The following is a 17,373-nucleotide window of genomic DNA, read 5'->3' on the forward strand; positions in this document are numbered from 1 at the left end:
GTGCGAATATCGACGAGCTTTGATAATAAGCGGTAATACCAAAACAGGTTTTACCAAAATAACGACGATAGGCGGAGATGAGAGTCATGAAGACCTTCGAGCTAAAACCACTCACTCTTGCGATGGCCATAATTGCGGTGCCGGCCTTTGCACAAGAAGCAAATACCTCTGGCGATGCCAGCCTGGAAGAGATCACGGTAACCGGCAGTTACGCGGGCAGTCTGGCCAAGGCGCTGGATACCAAGCGTGATGCTACCGGCATGGTGGACTCCATTCTGGCGGAAGACATTGCCGATTTCCCTGACCAGAACCTGGCAGAATCCCTGCAGCGCATTCCTGGTGTAGCTATCGATCGTGATGATGGCGAAGGTCGTACCATTACCGTACGTGGTCTGGGTTCTACCTACACCCGCGTGCAGGTAAACGGAATGCAGGCGCAGTCCCTGGCTGCCGGCTCCGGCGGTGTGCGCACCGACCGCAGCTTCGATTTCAACGTATTCGCATCCGAGCTGTTCAATCGTCTGGATGTATACAAAACCACTTCCGCTGATCTGCAGGAAGGTTCTCTGGGCGCTACCGTTGCTCTGCAAACCGCCCGCCCGCTGGATTACGATAACTTCACTCTGGTGACCAACGTCCAGGAAGGCTACAACAGCCAGTCTGGTGAGTTTGCGCCGCGCGCCTCCGGTCTCTTCAGTGTAAGCAACGAAGACAAGACGCTTGGTTTCTTGTTGTCTGCTGCTTTCTCCCAGAAAAATAACAGCGTTGAAGGTGCGGAAACCGTACGCTGGGAAACCTGGGGCGGCAGCAGGGGTAACGGCGTATTCAACTGCAGCGCCTGTGAAACCGACGAAGAACGCGCAGCAGTAGCAGCTGCATGGCACCCGCGTATTCCGCGTATCGCCGACAAAACTAATGAACAGGACCGTCTGGGTCTTACCTCTTCGTTCCAGTGGCAGCCCGCTGACAGTACCCTGGTTACTGTAGATGCGCTTTACTCCAACGTGGATGTAACCCGCAACGAGCCTTACCTCGGCGCTATTTCTCTGGCGCGACTGGATACTGGGGCGAGTACCGGTTCCAGTGAGATGGATATCATCGACTACATGATCGATGGCAATGGCACCATGACCAGCGGTACTGTGACCGGTACCGACGTGCGTTCAGAAAATTTCCAGGCGAACTGGGGTTCCGAGTACCAGCAGTACTCCATCGCTCTGGAGCATGATTTCAGCGATCGCCTGCGTATGAGCGCGTTGGTGGGTGCCACCGAATCCGTAATGGATAACCGCGAAGTGACTGTAGTCTATGAGCACTACAGCGACGGTGATAGCCGCCAGAATATTGAATACGCTGATAGCAGTGATCAGTTCCGCTGGAACTACAATGGTCCCAACTCTCTGGACCTGAGCTACGGCTTCGATCTGTCCGATCCCGCCAACTGGGAGCTGTCTGAGTATCGCGACCGTTTGTACGACGCAAGCTCTGAGACTTCACACGCTAACGTTGATGTAGAGTTCGACCTGAACGACGCGTTTACCCTGAAAGCTGGCGCCAACAGCAATTCTTACGGCTACGACATTGTAGGCCTGCGCGCGGATAAAGGTTTTGGGTCCGCGGACTCTGCAGATGGTGTCGTTGACGGCAATGCCTGTGGTATCAGTGCTGCTGTTTCTGCAAATGATGGCAAGGCTATCAAATCCGGTGGTGAAACCTACTTCCAGGCCGATTTCGGTATCAGCGAAACATTGTTTGATTCCGGATGCTGGAGCTATGCGGTACGCGCTGGCGATACCCGCAACGTTGACGAAGATACCTACGGCTACTTTGTCCAGGTAGATATGGACACTGATGTGTTCGGCGGCCGTCGACTGCGCGGTAACCTGGGTGTACGCAAGGCGTATACCGAGCTGGCTTCCACCGGTGTTACCGCTTACACCGACGAAAATGATGTTGATCACGTAGTCGACGTAACCGTAAAACACAAATACGACGATACTCTGCCCTCGTTGAATCTGGCTCTGAACGTAGCCGAGGACGTGATTCTGCGTGCGTCTGCAGCCAAGGTAATGAGCCGGCCGAACCTGACCGACCTCAACCCGGGCGGTTCCGTGTCGATCTTCGGCGAGCCAAAAGTAAGCTACGGCAACCCGTTTATCGAACCCTTCCGCGCCAAGGCGTACGACCTGTCTGCTGAATGGTATTTTGCCGAGAGCGCGCTGGTTAGCCTTGCGTTGTTCCAGAAAGATATCGAGTCTTTCCCGACTTCCGACACCGTCGACATGTCGTGGAGCCAAACCGGTCTGCCGGACTCCATGCTGGGTGCACAGGTCGATCAGCTGAAAGATGCAATTTTTGAAGTTTCGCGCCGGGTAAATGGCGGTGGTGCAACGGTTCAGGGCTGGGAGCTTCAGTACCAGCAACCGCTTACCTTCCTGCCTGGTCCGGAGTGGGTGCAGAACTTTGGTGTACAGAGCAACTACACCTTCGTGGATGCTGAAACCGACAGCGGCAGTAAGATGACTGGCGTATCAGAAACTTCTTATAACCTGACGGTTTACTGGGAGAACGACGACTTCCAGGCACGTATTTCCAACGCCTACCGCGGTGAGTACCTCACCAACCTGAGCCGTGAAGAATACGTCGGTGCCAGCAGCTTTATCGACTTTTCTGCGAGCTACAACGTGAGCGAAAATCTGAAGGTAAGCTTCGAAGCACTGAACCTGGGTGATGAGCCCAAGTACCGCTACCTGGGTGAAGATGTTAAGCGTCTGTACGACGAGCACTTCACCGGTGCACAGTACTTTGTTGGTGCGCAGTACAAGTTCTAATCTGATTTTTAGATTCAGAACCTAGATGTAGCGGCCGGGTGCAGGGATCTGCCGGTGGAAACACCGGTATAAAGATTTCGATAATGCACCCGGCCGTTTTTCGATTTAATGGTTATTCAAATTCACTGAATAACAACGAACAGAATAAAACCCGAATTCGTGGAGACGTCTGTGAAACTGTTTAGCAAGTCCATACGCAATCCGAGTCTGAATGCCCTGGCATTCGCGCTGACGGCGGCTACGCTTACCGCCTGTGGCGAGAAAAGCGCGGAAGATACAACGGCGACTGCCGCGGCGGCATTGCCTCAAGCACCCGGTGCTATCGCCACCCTGGAGCTTTCCAACCCCTCGGATTTCCCCCGCCTGGACGAAGCGGTTTATCTCAGCTACTACGAACTTGGACTGAAAGCCGGCTTTGCCTCGCCAATTGCGGTGTGGAACCAGGCTGAACAGATTCCCGTGCAGGCGATCGATAAAGACGCCGATGGCAGCAAGGACGGAATTATTTTTACGGTCGATGTGGCTGTGGATGAGACCCTGAAGCTGCGCATCGCCGAAGCCGATGCCGTATCGTCGGTTACCGCCAAGCGCACCCAGGCGGAAATTTCCCACAAAATCGATGGCGAGTGGAAAGAGCGCGAGTATCTCGGCGGCAGCTTCCAGAACGTCAGCGTACTGGACGTACCCAAAGAGCACACCGATCACTCCTGGTATATCCGCTACGAAGGCCCGGGTATCGAGTCCGATCTGGTGGGCTACCGGGTGTACCTGGACTGGCGCAACGGCTTCGATATTTTCGGCAAGTCGACCCAGGAGCCGGTACTCCAGGGCGTTGGTCAGGATGGATTTGATTCCTACCACGAGCCTTCCGACTGGGGTATGGATATTCTCAAAGTCGGTAGCGCCGTCGGTGTTGGTGGCTACGGCTTCTGGGATGGCGAAAAAGTCATTCGCGTAAGCGACGTGCAGGACTGGCGTGCCGAGATCACCGAAAATGGCGACCTCTACTCCGCCTTTGCGATCGACTACCTGGGCTGGAAGCCGGTGGAAGGGGTACAGACCGACCTGCACGCACAGCTTTCCATGCACGCCGGCAGCCGCCTGGTGGAAGTCAATGCGAAAACCAGCGAAGAACTGGACAATATGATTGCCGGTATCGTCAATCACCCGGGCACCGAGCTGATCGTTGGTGACATGGACATTACCGGTCACGCCTATACCTACATCGGCACCTACGGCCCGCAGAGCCTCGATGGTGCCAACCTGGGTATGGCGGTGCTGGCCAAGCGCAAGGCCATCAAGGAAACCACCACCGACGAGCACAACCAGGTTGCAATCCTGAAGCCCGCGGACAAGGAAATTCAATACTACTTTGTGGCCGCCTGGGCAAATGAAGTGGAGAGCCGTCACGGCCCCATCACCACCAAGGCCGAGTTTGAAACTTACCTCCAGCAGGAAGCGGAAAAACTCACCATGCCGCTGCGCCAGCGCCTGACCACTACCGCCAGTGCCGCCGAAACCGCGCAGCCGCTGACCGCAGATGTGGCGCTGAAATGGAGCCAGCGCCTGGCGGACTCAGAACTTGAGCGCAAAACCCTCGATTATCGTTTCGGTGGCTTTGACCACATCCGCAAGCGCCCGTCTTATTTCGAATACACCACCGGTATGGTGATGCAGGCCTACGACGAACTGAATCAGGTTGCGCCGGATGCCCGCTACTCTGACGCCGTGCAGACGGTTATGGGTTCCTTCGTGGCGGAAGATGGCAACATCAACGGCTACGTGCAGGAAAAGTACAACATCGATAGCATCCGCGCCGGCACCATGCTGCTGCGTATGTACGAGCGCAACCAGGACCCGAACTACAAGAAAGCTGTAGACCATCTGTACGAACAGCTGGAACACCATCCGCGCACCACGGCCGGCGCCTTCTGGCACAAAAAAATCTACCCGCACCAGGTATGGCTTGACGGCGTTTACATGGGTATTCCGTTCCTTGCCCAATATGAGCAGCTGATGCATGAAGAGCCCAATGTGGCGGAAGTGCTGGCCGAGTTCAAAGTGGTAAACGAAATTCTCAAAGACCCGGAAACCGGCCTGTTCTATCACGCCTGGGACGAAAAGCGTGAGCAGGAGTGGGCGAATAAGGATACCGGTCTTTCCGGTTATCACTGGGCCCGCGGCATGGGCTGGCTGGCGATGGCGCTGGTGGATGTGCTCGACTACATTCCGCAGGAAAACACCGCAGAGCGCCAGTACCTGCTGAATATGATCAGCGAGATTGCAGTAGTGGTTGAGAAGTACCAGGACCCGGAAAGCGGCACCTGGTGGCAGGTCATCGACAAGCCGGGCGAGCGCGGTAACTACCTGGAATCTTCGGCCAGCACCATGTTCACCTACTTCTACGCCAAGGCACTGAACGAAGGTTACTTGCCGAAAGACCAGTATCTCGGCACCGCTAAAAAAGCCTACCAGGGCCTGCTAGATGAATTCGTGCAGGTGCACGCTGATGGCACCATCAGTATTACCGATATGTGCCAGGTCGCGGGCCTCGGATTCGGCCGTGATGGCAGCTACAAGTACTATCTGAGCGAACCGATTTACGACGATGACCCCAAGGGTACCGCGCCGTTCATCACTTCCGGCGTTGAGATGTACAAGCTGCTGAAATCTGAATCGTAATTAATCCAGAGCGCCTCCGTTACTCGCGTATCCAAACGCGCTGGTAGCGGAGACCTTGAGGTAAAACTGGGAAGAACTATGACAACCGTATTTGAAGAGCGCCACGCAAGTCACCCGGGTGACTACGTAAATTACGACACCGATCGCCTGCGCGATGAATATCTGGTGCCGAACCTGTTCACTGCCGACACCGTAAACCTGACCTACACCCACGTCGATCGCGTGATTGTGGGCGGGGTTATGCCGGTGGATACGGTCGTAAAACTGGAAACCGTCGACGCGCTAAAATCTGATTACTTCCTCGAGCGTCGCGAGCTGGGCATCATCAATATTGGCGCACCGGGCTGCGTGGAAGTGGACGGCACCATTTACGAAATCGGCACCAAGGAAGCGCTGTACGTGAGCCGCGGTTCCCAGGACGTTAAGTTCTCCAGCAATGTAAAAACTTCACCGTCCAAGTTTTACATCCTTTCCACTCCCGCCCATCGCGAATTCCCCACCACCAAAGTTGGCCAGGGAGATGCGCAGGTGATTGAGCTGGGCGCGGCGGAAACCTGCAACAAGCGCACTCTGCGTAAGTTGCTGGTGAAGGACGTGCTGGAAACCTGCCAGCTGCAGATGGGCATGACCGAATTGGCCGAAGGCAGCTGCTGGAACACCATGCCATGCCACACCCACAGTCGCCGCATGGAAGTGTACATGTACTTCAATGTGCCGGAAGGCCAGGCAGTGTGCCACTTTATGGGCCCGCCCCAGCAGACCCGTACCATCTGGATGCACAACGAGCAGGCGGTGATCTCTCCTACCTGGTCGCTGCATTCCGGCGTCGGTACCAGCAACTACACCTTTATCTGGGGTATGGCTGGGGAAAATCACGATTACGACGATATGGACAAGGTGCAGCCCACCGAGCTGCGTTGATATCGATTAGTAAAATTTCTATGTAGGAGCCTGCTTGCAGGCGAACCTTTGGATAGCGGTAAGCCCGTTCGCTTGCAAGCAAGCTCCTACAGAATTCGGAGAACGAATATGTCCAAGTCACTGTTTGACCTGAGCGGAAAAGTCGCCCTGGTTACCGGTGCTACGCACGGTCTCGGTATGGCCATGGCCGAAGGCCTCGGCAATGCCGGAGCGAAGCTGGTCATCACTGGCCATTCCTCGCAGGAAAAACTCGACAACGCCGTCGCTGAACTGCGCGAAAAGGGCTACGACGCCCACGGCTACCTGTTCAATGTCACCGACGAAGCGGTGGTCAATGAAATGGTGCCGGTGATCGAGCAGGAGCAGGGCCCCATCGATGTGCTGGTGAATAACGCCGGTATCATTCGCCGTGTGCCGCTGCTGGACATGGAACTGTCTGAGTGGAACAAGGTGCTCGAGACCAACCTGACCGGTGTGATGGTAATGACCCGCCCGGTGGTGCGTCGCATGATCGAGCGCGGTGCCGGCAAGATCATCAATATCTGTTCGATGATGAGCGAGCTGGGTCGCGACAGCGTTTCTGCTTACGCGGCCTCCAAGGGCGGCCTGAAAATGCTGACCCAGAACATGGCGACCGAATGGGCGCGCCACAATATCCAGGTGAACGGCATTGGCCCGGGCTACTTCGCTACCGCCCAGACCGCGCCGATACGCGTGGATGGTCACCCCTTCAATGACTTCATTATTGGCCGTACACCGGCAGGTCGCTGGGGCAACCCGGAAGATCTCCAGGGCGCGGCGGTGTTCCTGTCCAGTGACGCGAGTAATTTCGTCAACGGCCAGGTCGTATATGTAGATGGCGGTATTCTGGCGACCATTGGTAAGCCAAGTAACGAGTGATTTTCTTTTTGCCGGCCTCCTGTCGGCGGCGGTAATTCCTTTTACCGCAAGGTAACCCGGCGCATCCTGCGTTGGGTTGCCTGGGTTCGTAGTGTATTGATTTTTTGTCTGTGTCGTTGCCTCCCTCCCAATTAGTTCAGTGAGAGGGCGGGGCGATTCTGTGTGCCCAAAATAACGTTTTTTTAAATTCCTTCGGGAGTAACGATGAACGCGGTGATGTTTCCCCTCCGTCATGCACGGGGCCTGCTGCTGTGCGCCATTTTTATGGGCCGCGTGATATTGCACCTCGCAAAAACGTTGTATGTACGAATTTCCAATTGGAAATACTGGCGGTGCCTCAACTCGAGGAAGGCACCGTCAACCCTGTATTAATGAGGTAAAACCCACGGCCGGCTCTGGCGTTATGTCTGAACTGGCAAAATTCGACGAAGAGAGAGTACGGAGAGTTAGTAATGAGCAATTACAGAATAAAACCGCTTGTTCTGGCCATGGCATTTGCGTCCCCCGCATTTGCCCAAGAAGTTACACAGAAAGTTGTGCAGGAAGCGGAGCAGGGGGAAGGTCAGGCGCTGGAAGAGATCGAGGTTACCGGTAGTTACCGTGCCAGTCTGGCGCGTGCGCTGGATCAAAAGCGCGATGCGGTAAATAACATTGAAAGCATCATGGCGGAAGATATCGGCAAGATGCCCGACCTGAACCTGGCCGAATCCCTGCAGCGGGTATCCGGTGTGGCGATTACCCGTGAAGGCGGCGAGGGCCGTCAGATTTCGGTGCGTGGCCTTGGGCCCGACTTCACTCGCACCACACTGAACGGCATGGAAGTGCCCGCAAGTGGCGGTGGTCTGGACTCCTCCGGCGGCATCAACCGCGGCCGTGCGGTGGACTTCAATATTTTCGCTTCCGAGCTGTTCAATCGTATTGATATTCACAAAACGCCGATTGCCGCCGTTGAAGAAGGCGGCCTTGCGGGTACTGTTGAACTGCACACGGCCAAGCCTCTCGACAACCCTGGTTTTAACGCGGTTATCGGTGGTCAATTCACCGCGGACAACCTGGCAGAGGAAGCCGATCCGCGCTTTACCGCACTGATCAGCAACAGTTTCTTCGATGATCGTCTGGGTGTGCTGTTCTCCTATGCCAAATCTGAGCGCACCGTGCGTCAGGAGGGATTTGGTTCCGTGCGCTACAGTTCTCCGGCGAATCAGGGTGAGACCTGGGCGGCGGGTAGTGATCCGGTCATCAATGGTCAGCTGGCGGAAGGTTATAGCGTCAACGATCTGTTCACCCCGCGCCTGCCGCGCATGGACTACTTCAGCAATACCGTAGACCGCACCGGTTTGACCCTGGGTGTGCAGTTCCAGCCGAATGACAAGCTCGATCTGGGACTGGATGTGGTGAGTTCCAACCTGAAGAACGACCGTATTTCCTACAACTACGCGGCGCAGTTCCGCAGTGAGTGGGACACCATCACGCCCACGGAAATTACCCTGGACCCGAGTGGCCGCTACATCGTTGCCGGTTCCTTTGAAAATGTTCGCCCCCGTTCCGAAAGTCGCGCGCAGTATTCAGAGACTGAATTTCTGCAGACGGTGTTTAACGGTACCTATGTCTTTACCGACAATGTCCGCCTGAAAGGCCTGATCGGCCGCGCCAGTGCCAAGCACGACGAAGAACAGTACCGCTTCAATATCGATGGCCCCGTCGGCGGTGCGGATTTCTCCTTCGACATGAGCGGAAATTCCAACGTCGCAGCGATGGAGTACGGATTTGATATTCTCGATCCCTCCTCTTACACCATCGGTGGTGGCCTCACTATCCGCAAGGATGTGGTCGAGCGCACCAACGACACCTTCCGTCTGGATCTGGAAATCGATGGTGACGTGTTTGATACCCGATTCGGTTTGATCGGCAATACCCGCGAAGTGGATTCCCTGAATTACGATCCGGTGGGACTGGCGAGCGTGCCAACCAATACATCGCTGAGTGAATATCCGGGGATGGCGGTAACCTTCGGGTCGCAGGTGCGCGGTGGCTTTGCTTCGGCGTTGAGTACCCCGTCGGGCTTCCCCAACAACTGGATGGTGGAAGATTTTGATGTGGCCATCGGCGTGTACAACGCTGGCCAGTTTGAAGCGGACCTCGACGACACCCTGTCCTGGAATGTGGAAGAGAAAACCCTGGGGGCCTATGGCCAGATTGATTACACGACGGAACTGGCTGGCAAGCCATTGTTGATGAATGCCGGCCTGCGCGTTGTGGAAACCGACACCCGTGCTTCCGCGCATACCGCGATCAACGGTTCACCGGTGCCGATCTCAGCCAAGGGTAATTACCTCGATACGTTGCCTTCGGTGAACTTTGTGTGGGAACTGCAGGAAGATTTGCTGCTGCGCCTGAATCTCGCCAGAAACATCACCCGTCCGAGCCTGGGAAGTTTGGTGCCAGCGATTACATCGATCACCCCGGTCAACGGAAATATCAGCACCGGTAATCCGGACCTCGAAGCCGTGCGTGCGGATTCCGTCGACCTGAGTGCGGAATGGTACTTTACCGAAGATGCGGCTCTGGCACTGACGGTATTCCAAAAAGACATCGAAGGTTTTATCGCCGGCCAGACCGTCAACGGCACCCTCAACCCCGGTGTTGCCGCAGCGGTTGCACTGCGTCCGGAATACGATCCTTCCAGCGCCCTGTACGATCCTAATGTGACACAGCCCGATGGCGTGTGGAACTCTACCCGTCCTGAAAACTCCCAGGATGCGGAGCTGACCGGCTACGAAATTGCCTATCAGCAACCGTTTACCTTCCTGCCGGGCTTCTGGAGCAACTTCGGTGTCACCGCCAACTACACCTATGTGGATTCCGAAGCCCTGTTTGGCGATGTAAAGAGCAGCCTGCCGGGTCTGTCCGAGTCCAGCTACAACCTGAGCACCTACTACGAAACGGACCTGTGGGGGGCGCGCCTGTCCTGGAACCACCGCGATGATTACATCACCTCGGTAACCGGTTCTAACGGCAACGCAAGGGAGTACAACACTGGCCCGACCCGCCTGGATATGGCCGCGTTCTATAACGTCACCGACAACGTTACTGTTCGTCTGGAAGCCATCAACCTCACCGAAGAGGTGGAGCGCAACTACACCAGCGGTGCGGATGGCGATCTGAACCTGGTGCGTGAATACAACTCCACCGGACGTGAGGTGTATCTGGGGGTCAGGGCGAGTTTCTAAGCTCGGGCCAGCCACTCCCCGCTAAGGGCGTGTGTGAAATGAACGGGTGGGCGGAGTTGGCAGTGATTGCTTTCCGCTCACCCATATCAACGCACATCGTGTTCTGCCGCCGGTGTGGTGTGCGGCGGTGGAACAGATGTTTCGGTGACGTTTTCCGAGAATGAGGCGACACCGGATACTGTTGTTTGTCATTCTCATATCCGCTTATATTTTGCCGGGGTTCCGCCCGGTTTTTGGGGGAGAGGTATTCCCCCATCCTTTCTCTGCCAATGGCCACTGATCATTGCTGAATTCCCCCGGTTTTCCCCGGTGGGCGTTTGTCCCGTCGAACCCCACGATTTTTCCCGTATTCCCAAGGTGCTGGCACCTGATTACTGAAAATTTCAGAAACTTGCCTTGTTGAATAAGCGGCGCTTTCTAGACTGTAAATATGCGGTCGGCAATGGCGCTGGACTGTTCCCTTATGCCTGTGTGTGGACACGCGCCCCCGGTGTCGCCGAAGACGTGCTGTGACTGGCGGGTGTTTTATGTCCGGAGCAGCAATAGGCGCATCGGGCAATTCTATTGGCAGTGTGCGGAGAGGTTCCCTTGACAGAGCAGCGGCCCGTGGCCACTTCAGAACAGCGGCGGCGTGAACGGCGCCTGGTGCTGTTTATCCTCATTTTCCTGTTTCCCATTCTTGCCGTCGCCATCGTCGGCGGCTACGGCTTTCTTGTGTGGATATTGCAGATGATTTTCGGTCCGCCGGGGCCTCCGGCCTGAATCGCCTGAATAGGATACCCAAAACCGCCGTAATCGCGGCCGTGTAGCGGAGAGTAATTCCGGCGTAGCGCCGGATGTCTAGAGTGAATGGACTATGCCGGAGATGAATCCAGAAAATCGCGTCGCTGCCGAACAGGGCGCGTTGCATATTGTGAGCCTGATTGTGCATGCCCGATCGCCGCAGGTTTCCACTCTCAGTCAATGGATCGATACCCGATCTGATCTGGAGATACACCTCGGCAATGAAGAGGGCAAGCTGGTGGTGGTACTGGAGACACCGGATCTCGGCCAGATCAATGAAATCATCGAAACCATCAAGGATCAGCCGGGCGTACTCAACGTTGTGATGGTGTATCACGAAGAGATTGCCCTGTCCGATGTTGACGATGTTCTGGTGGAGAAAGTTGCCGGTTCTGAAACTGATACTGAGCAGCCGGTAAAAATTGTGGGAGAACTGTGACATGGCGATCACCCGACGCGAATTTACCAAAGCCAGCGCGGTTGTGGCGGCGGCCGCCGCCGCTGGCCTGGCCGTGCCAGCCAAAACCCAGAACCTTGTGAGCCAGGGGGACGCCAACGAACTCAACTGGAACAAGGCAGCATGTCGCTTTTGCGGAACCGGCTGCAGTGTGATGGTGGGCACGAAAGACAATCGCGTGGTCGCAACTCACGGTGATATCAAGGCGGAAGTAAATCGCGGCCTTAACTGTGTAAAGGGCTATTTTCTGTCGAAAATCATGTATGGCAGTGATCGCCTGATGAAGCCGCTGCTGCGGATGAAGGATGGCAAGTACGATAAAAATGGGGATTTTTCCGAAGTGTCCTGGGATCAGGCTTTCGACGTGATGGAGCAGAAATTCAAGGAGGCGCTGAAAAATCACGGCCCTGAATCCGTGGGTATGTTTGGCTCTGGACAGTGGACCGTATGGGAAGGCTATGCGGCGAACAAATTGATGAAGGCGGGGTTCCGCTCCAACAATATCGACCCCAACGCGCGCCACTGTATGGCATCAGCGGTCATGGGGTTTATGCGCACCTTCGGCATCGATGAGCCTATGGGTTGCTACGACGATTTTGAAAATGCCGACGCCTTCGTGCTGTGGGGCTCAAACATGGCGGAGATGCACCCGATTCTGTGGTCGCGGGTGACGGATCGCCGGCTGTCCCATCCGGGATGCAAAGTCGCGGTGCTATCGACGTTCGAGCATCGCAGCTTCGAGCTGGCCGATATCCCGATTGTGTTTTCTCCCCATGCAGATCTTTTCATTCTGAACTTTATCGCCAACTACATTATTCAGAACGGCAAGGTGAATGAGGACTTTGTAAAAAAACATACGCGTTTTGTGCGTGGACAAACGAATATTGGTTACGGTCTGAGGGACGAAGACCCGCGCGAAAAAAGTGCCAGTGGGCGCGACAAAGCGAATACCTGGGAGGACATGTCCTTTAAGGAATATGCAGAATTCCTCAAGCCTTACACCCTGGAGCGCGCGGCGGAGGAAAGCGGAGTGCCCAAGGAGCGCCTCACCGCACTGGCCGAGCTGTACGCAGACCCCAACATCAAGGTGATGTCACTCTGGACCATGGGCTTCAACCAGCACACACGGGGTGTGTGGGCCAACAACATGGTCTACAACATCCACCTGCTCACCGGGAAAATTTCCAGCCCGGGTAACAGTCCCTTTTCCCTTACCGGGCAACCGTCGGCGTGCGGCACCGCGCGGGAGGTGGGCACCTTCTCTCATCGCCTGCCGGCAGATCTGGTGGTGATGAATCCCAAACACCGCGCCACCGCGGAAAAAATCTGGCGCATACCCAAGGGCACCATTCAGGAAAAGCCCGGGTTTCACGCGGTGGAGCAAAGTCGCGCATTGAAGGATGGAAAATTGCGGGTCTACTGGACCCAGGCCTCCAACAACGCCCAGGCGGGCCCTAACCTGATGCAGGAACTGCTGCCCGGCTGGCGCAACCCGGATACCTTTGTGGTGGTGTCCGATGTGTATCCCACCACCTCGGCGCAGGCGGCGGATCTGATTCTTCCTACCGCCATGTGGGTGGAAAAAGAGGGGGCCTACGGCAATGCGGAGCGACGCACCCAGCTGTGGCATCAACTGGTGAAAGCCCCGGGGGAAAGCAAATCGGACCTGTGGCAACTGGTGGAGTTTTCCAAACGCTTCAAGACCGACGAGGTCTGGCCGGAGAAATTACTGACGCGGGGCTACAAAGGCAAAACCCTGTACGAAGTGCTGTTCGCGAATGGCCACGCTAACCGTTTCCCCAATTCCGACCGGGATGGGGCCTACGCCAATGACGAGGCCGATGACTTCGGGTTCTATATCCAGAAAGGACTGTTCGAGGAGTACGCGGAATTCGGCCGCGGTCATGGCCACGACCTGGCCCCCTTCGATCGCTATCACGAAGAGCGCGGTCTGCGCTGGCCGGTGGTCAATGGTCAGGAGACTCGGTGGCGCTTCCGCGAGGGTTACGACCCCTATGTCAAAAAAGGCGCGGGCGTGCAGTTTTATGGCAACGAGGATGGACGCGCGCGAATTTTCGCCCTGCCCTATGAGCCGCCGGCAGAGTCCCCGGACAAGGAGTACCCCTTCTGGCTGTGTACCGGCCGCGTGCTGGAGCACTGGCACACCGGTTCCATGACCCAGCGGGTGCCGGAGCTGTTCAGTGCCGTGCCCTACGGGCTGATTTACATGCACCCGGATGACGCCCAGGCCCAGGGGTTCCGCCGCGGCAGTGAAATCAAGGTAATCAGTCGCCGCGGTGAAATGATCGGGCGAGTGGAAACCCGCGGCCGTGCGCGACCGCCCAAGGGGCTTGTATATGTTCCCTTCTTTGATGCCCAGCGCCTGATCAACAAGGTGACCCTGGACGCGACCGACCCCATTTCCAAGCAGACCGACTTTAAAAAATGCGCGGTGAAGCTGGAACTGGTATCCCTGGCCTGACGGGAGGCGATGATGAACGGAAAGCAGGTTTTCTCAATCGCTGGGGCACTCATCGTACTGGTGTGTGGTCTGGTAGCCGTTGCGCAACAATTCCCGAATACCCCCGGGCCAAACGGCATCCGCAAGGGGGGTACCCTGTTTGAAGAACTGAAAGCGCCACAACTGGCGGATCCGGTCAATGCAACGGGCAAGCGCGTGCGCGCTTATCCCGAGCAGCCGCCAACGATTCCACACACCATTCGCGATTATCAGATTGATAAAAACAACAACCGCTGTCTCGAGTGTCACCACCGTATCCAGACCGCTGTCAGCGGTGCGCCGATGATCAGTATCACGCACTTTATGGATCGGGATTTTCAAGTGCTGGCAGACGTAGCGCCGCGGCGATATTTCTGCCTGCAGTGCCATGTACCGCAGACCAATGCAAAGTCCGCGGTGGGCAATACGTTCAAGGATGTGGATATTTTGCTGCGCAACCAGAAGCAGCAATCTGCCCAATAAGTTATGCCTAAAAATTCGATCCGGGACCTTAGCGATGATTGACTGGATTAAAGGTTACTGGCACACACTCAGTCATCCGGCCACTGCATTCAGTCTCGGATTCCTGCTGCTGAGTGGCTTTATTGCCGGGATTATTTTCTGGGGTGGTTTCAACACCGCGCTGGAAACCACCAATACGGAAAAATTCTGTATCAGTTGCCACGAAATGAAGGATAACGTCTATCAGGAATTGAAAGGCACCATTCACTGGACCAACCGCTCCGGGGTGCGCGCCACCTGCCCGGACTGCCACGTTCCCCACGAGTGGACCCATAAAATTGCGCGCAAAATGCAGGCCTCGAAAGAGGTTTGGGGAAAAATATTCGGCACCATCAACACTCGGGATAAATTCCTCGACAAGCGCCTTGAACTGGCGCGCCACGAATGGGCGCGGCTCAAGGCCAATGACTCGCTGGAGTGTCGCAACTGTCACGACTTTGAATTCATGGACTTCAGTGTACAGAGCCCGCGTGCGCGCAAACTGCACTCCACCCAGCTAGCCACCGGCAATGCTACCTGCATTGACTGCCACCGCGGTATCGCCCACCACCTGCCGAATATGGCCGATGAAGACGCGTGGGGGCCGGATAATCCGGCGGATGATGCCAGTCGCTTTGGCGATGAAAATCCTTTGAAACTGAAAGACGAGGACGCGCCCAAGCCGCAGGGAAATTAAGTTTCAAGGGTCAAAGGAACAGCGTGCGCGACGGAAAATGCGGATAAAAAAATCCCGCGGTAAAGACCGCGGGATTAAAGGGTTGTTTCCAAGGGAAGTCCTCAAATGAGGGATGGAAACTTGCGAGAAAAACTCTCAAAAACTAAAACAACATAAAGACAAACGATTGATCCCCTGAGGGGAAGCCGGCATCGCTGCCGGCGAGTAATCACATCGTGTAGAAATGGTTATTCCACACTGCTGAAGCTTTTCTGCACGCAAGCCAGAGTACCTTCCGCGTCCAGTTTATTCAGCCAGCTGACGACCGCCTGTTGCAGGGGAGCACTTTGCTGCAGGTCATCACCAAAGACCGAGGTAAATGCCAGGAACGCCGCTGCCAGTGCCTCGTTGCCCGCTTCATCACTACCTTGAGGCTTGTGCTGATCGCAAATGGCTTTCAGCTCAGCCGCCAGAGGGTCGGACACCTCAATGGCGTTACCTTTTTCATCCACTGCGGATACGTAACGAATCCAGTTTGCCAGCGCAAAGCTCAGTACTTCGATCGGACCTGCGTTGGCCAACTGGTGGCGCAGGGTGCCAAGCCAGCGCTGGGGGATTTTCTGCGAACCGTCCATGGCAATCTGCCAGGTGCGGTGGCGCAGTGCGCGGTTTTCGAAACGCTCGATCAGTTCTGCCTGATACGCCGCGATATCGAAATCCGCCGGCACATCGATAGACGTGGTGGCTTCAGACTTCATAAAGTGCAGTGCCAGCTTGTTGAACGCAGGCTCCGCCATCACATCCGCCACGGTTTCAAACCCGGCCAGGTAACCGCTGTAGGCCAGCATGGAGTGAGAGCCGTTCAGCAGGCGCAGCTTGATCAGCTCATAGACTTCCACATCTTCAACGAAGGTCGCACCGGCCTTGTCCCACTCCGGACGCCCGCGCAGGAAGTTGTCTTCCACAACCCACTGGGAGAAGGGCTCGGCCATTACGGCAGCCTCGTCACGACAGCCAATCAGACTCTCAAGCTCATCGCGGTCCGCGTCGGTAGTGGCCGGCACAATGCGATCCACCATAGTGGCCGGAGTAGTGGTGTTCTGTGCAATCCAGCTCGCCAGACCGCTGTCTACTTGTTCCGCGTACTGTGCCAGTACCTTGCCCAGCAGCTTGCCGTTGGACGGCAGGTTATCGCAGGACAGTACGGTAAAGCCCGGCAGACCGCGCTCCTTGCGCAGTGCCAGCGCACCGACGATATAACCCAGCGCAGACTTGGGGGTTTGCGGGTTGGCCAGATCGTGGATCACGTCCGGGTGCTGCGGGTTCAGATCGCCGCTGGCGGGATCGTGGCAGTAGCCTTTTTCGGTAATCGTCAGAGAGACAATGCGAACGCTTTCCTGAGCCAGCAGCTCCAGCAATTGTTGTGGATTTTCCGGACCTACAAGCACGTCGCTCACGGCGCCGACGATCTGCACCTTGGTGCCAGCATTGGATTTTTCCACCACGGAGTAGAGACCGTTCTGCGGCACCAGCTGATCGCGCACACCGGCGGAGCGCAGGCTCGCACCCACAATGCCCCAATCTTTTTCACCGGCGGCGATACGGTTTTCGGTGTACCAGGCCTGGTGTGCACGGTGGAAGGCGCCGATGCCCAGGTGCACGATGCCGGTGGTGACGTCGTTGCGGTCGTAGGCCGGCTTGATAACCTCGGCGGGGAGGTTTTCGAGAATACTGTTGTTGAGTCTTTCTTGGCTCATAACTTTTTACTCGGTTGAGCGAACGCGTATTCGCTTACGAAGTATTGTGCTTTGAATTTAAGCCGGAGTGCCGGGGATCTGTTTTCAGAAGCGTCGCAAACAGGATGTTTGCGCCGCAGCGCCCAGGGATGGGTT

11 protein-coding genes are annotated in these 17,373 nt (G+C 56.1%); 10 read left to right on the forward strand and 1 reads right to left on the reverse strand.

What is annotated here, in order from left to right:
• Positions 1–86 precede the first annotated feature (86 nt).
• The 10 genes from PVT68_RS13350 to PVT68_RS13395 all read left to right on the forward strand — a co-directional run bounded on the left by PVT68_RS13350 (position 87) and on the right by PVT68_RS13395 (position 15,502).
• On the forward strand, positions 87–2,831 hold the full coding sequence (locus PVT68_RS13350) for a TonB-dependent receptor (RefSeq protein ID WP_280318821.1): 2,745 nt from the start codon (positions 87–89) through the stop codon (positions 2,829–2,831).
• A gap of 171 nt (positions 2,832–3,002) precedes the next feature.
• The gene (locus tag PVT68_RS13355) at positions 3,003–5,513 is read left to right on the forward strand and encodes a glycoside hydrolase family 88 protein (RefSeq protein ID WP_280318823.1); all 2,511 of its coding nucleotides are present in this window, start codon (positions 3,003–3,005) and stop codon (positions 5,511–5,513) included.
• 78 nt (positions 5,514–5,591) lie between these two features.
• The gene (gene kduI / locus PVT68_RS13360; RefSeq protein WP_280318824.1) at positions 5,592–6,434 is read left to right on the forward strand and encodes a 5-dehydro-4-deoxy-D-glucuronate isomerase; all 843 of its coding nucleotides are present in this window, start codon (positions 5,592–5,594) and stop codon (positions 6,432–6,434) included.
• Between the two features lie 108 nt (positions 6,435–6,542).
• Entirely contained in the window at positions 6,543–7,334 is a 792-nt protein-coding gene (locus PVT68_RS13365) for a gluconate 5-dehydrogenase (RefSeq protein ID WP_280318826.1), read from the forward strand.
• Positions 7,335–7,786: 452 nt separating this feature from the next.
• Complete coding sequence (locus PVT68_RS13370; protein ID WP_280318828.1) at positions 7,787–10,564, forward strand: TonB-dependent receptor; 2,778 nt, start codon at positions 7,787–7,789, stop codon at positions 10,562–10,564.
• A gap of 606 nt (positions 10,565–11,170) precedes the next feature.
• Entirely contained in the window at positions 11,171–11,326 is a 156-nt protein-coding gene (locus PVT68_RS13375; protein WP_407666099.1) for a periplasmic nitrate reductase, NapE protein, read from the forward strand.
• Between the two features lie 94 nt (positions 11,327–11,420).
• Positions 11,421–11,786 (forward strand): chaperone NapD, encoded by a 366-nt coding sequence (locus PVT68_RS13380; protein WP_280318832.1) that lies wholly within the window; start codon positions 11,421–11,423, stop codon positions 11,784–11,786.
• Position 11,787: 1 nt separating this feature from the next.
• On the forward strand, positions 11,788–14,286 hold the full coding sequence (gene napA / locus PVT68_RS13385) for a nitrate reductase catalytic subunit NapA (protein ID WP_280318834.1): 2,499 nt from the start codon (positions 11,788–11,790) through the stop codon (positions 14,284–14,286).
• Positions 14,287–14,298: 12 nt separating this feature from the next.
• Entirely contained in the window at positions 14,299–14,787 is a 489-nt protein-coding gene (locus PVT68_RS13390) for a nitrate reductase cytochrome c-type subunit (protein WP_280318836.1), read from the forward strand.
• A gap of 34 nt (positions 14,788–14,821) precedes the next feature.
• On the forward strand, positions 14,822–15,502 hold the full coding sequence (locus PVT68_RS13395) for a cytochrome c3 family protein (RefSeq protein WP_280318838.1): 681 nt from the start codon (positions 14,822–14,824) through the stop codon (positions 15,500–15,502).
• 227 nt (positions 15,503–15,729) lie between these two features.
• Here the strand turns inward: PVT68_RS13395 and PVT68_RS13400 are convergent, their stop codons facing one another.
• Positions 15,730–17,238 carry a mannitol dehydrogenase family protein gene (locus tag PVT68_RS13400; protein WP_280318840.1) on the reverse strand — a complete coding sequence of 503 codons (1,509 nt, stop codon included), beginning with the start codon at positions 17,236–17,238 and terminating at the stop codon, positions 15,730–15,732.
• Positions 17,239–17,373 lie beyond the last annotated feature (135 nt).

Source organism: Microbulbifer bruguierae, from assembly GCF_029869925.1.
GTDB classification, from domain to species: Bacteria; Pseudomonadota; Gammaproteobacteria; order Pseudomonadales; family Cellvibrionaceae; genus Microbulbifer; species Microbulbifer bruguierae.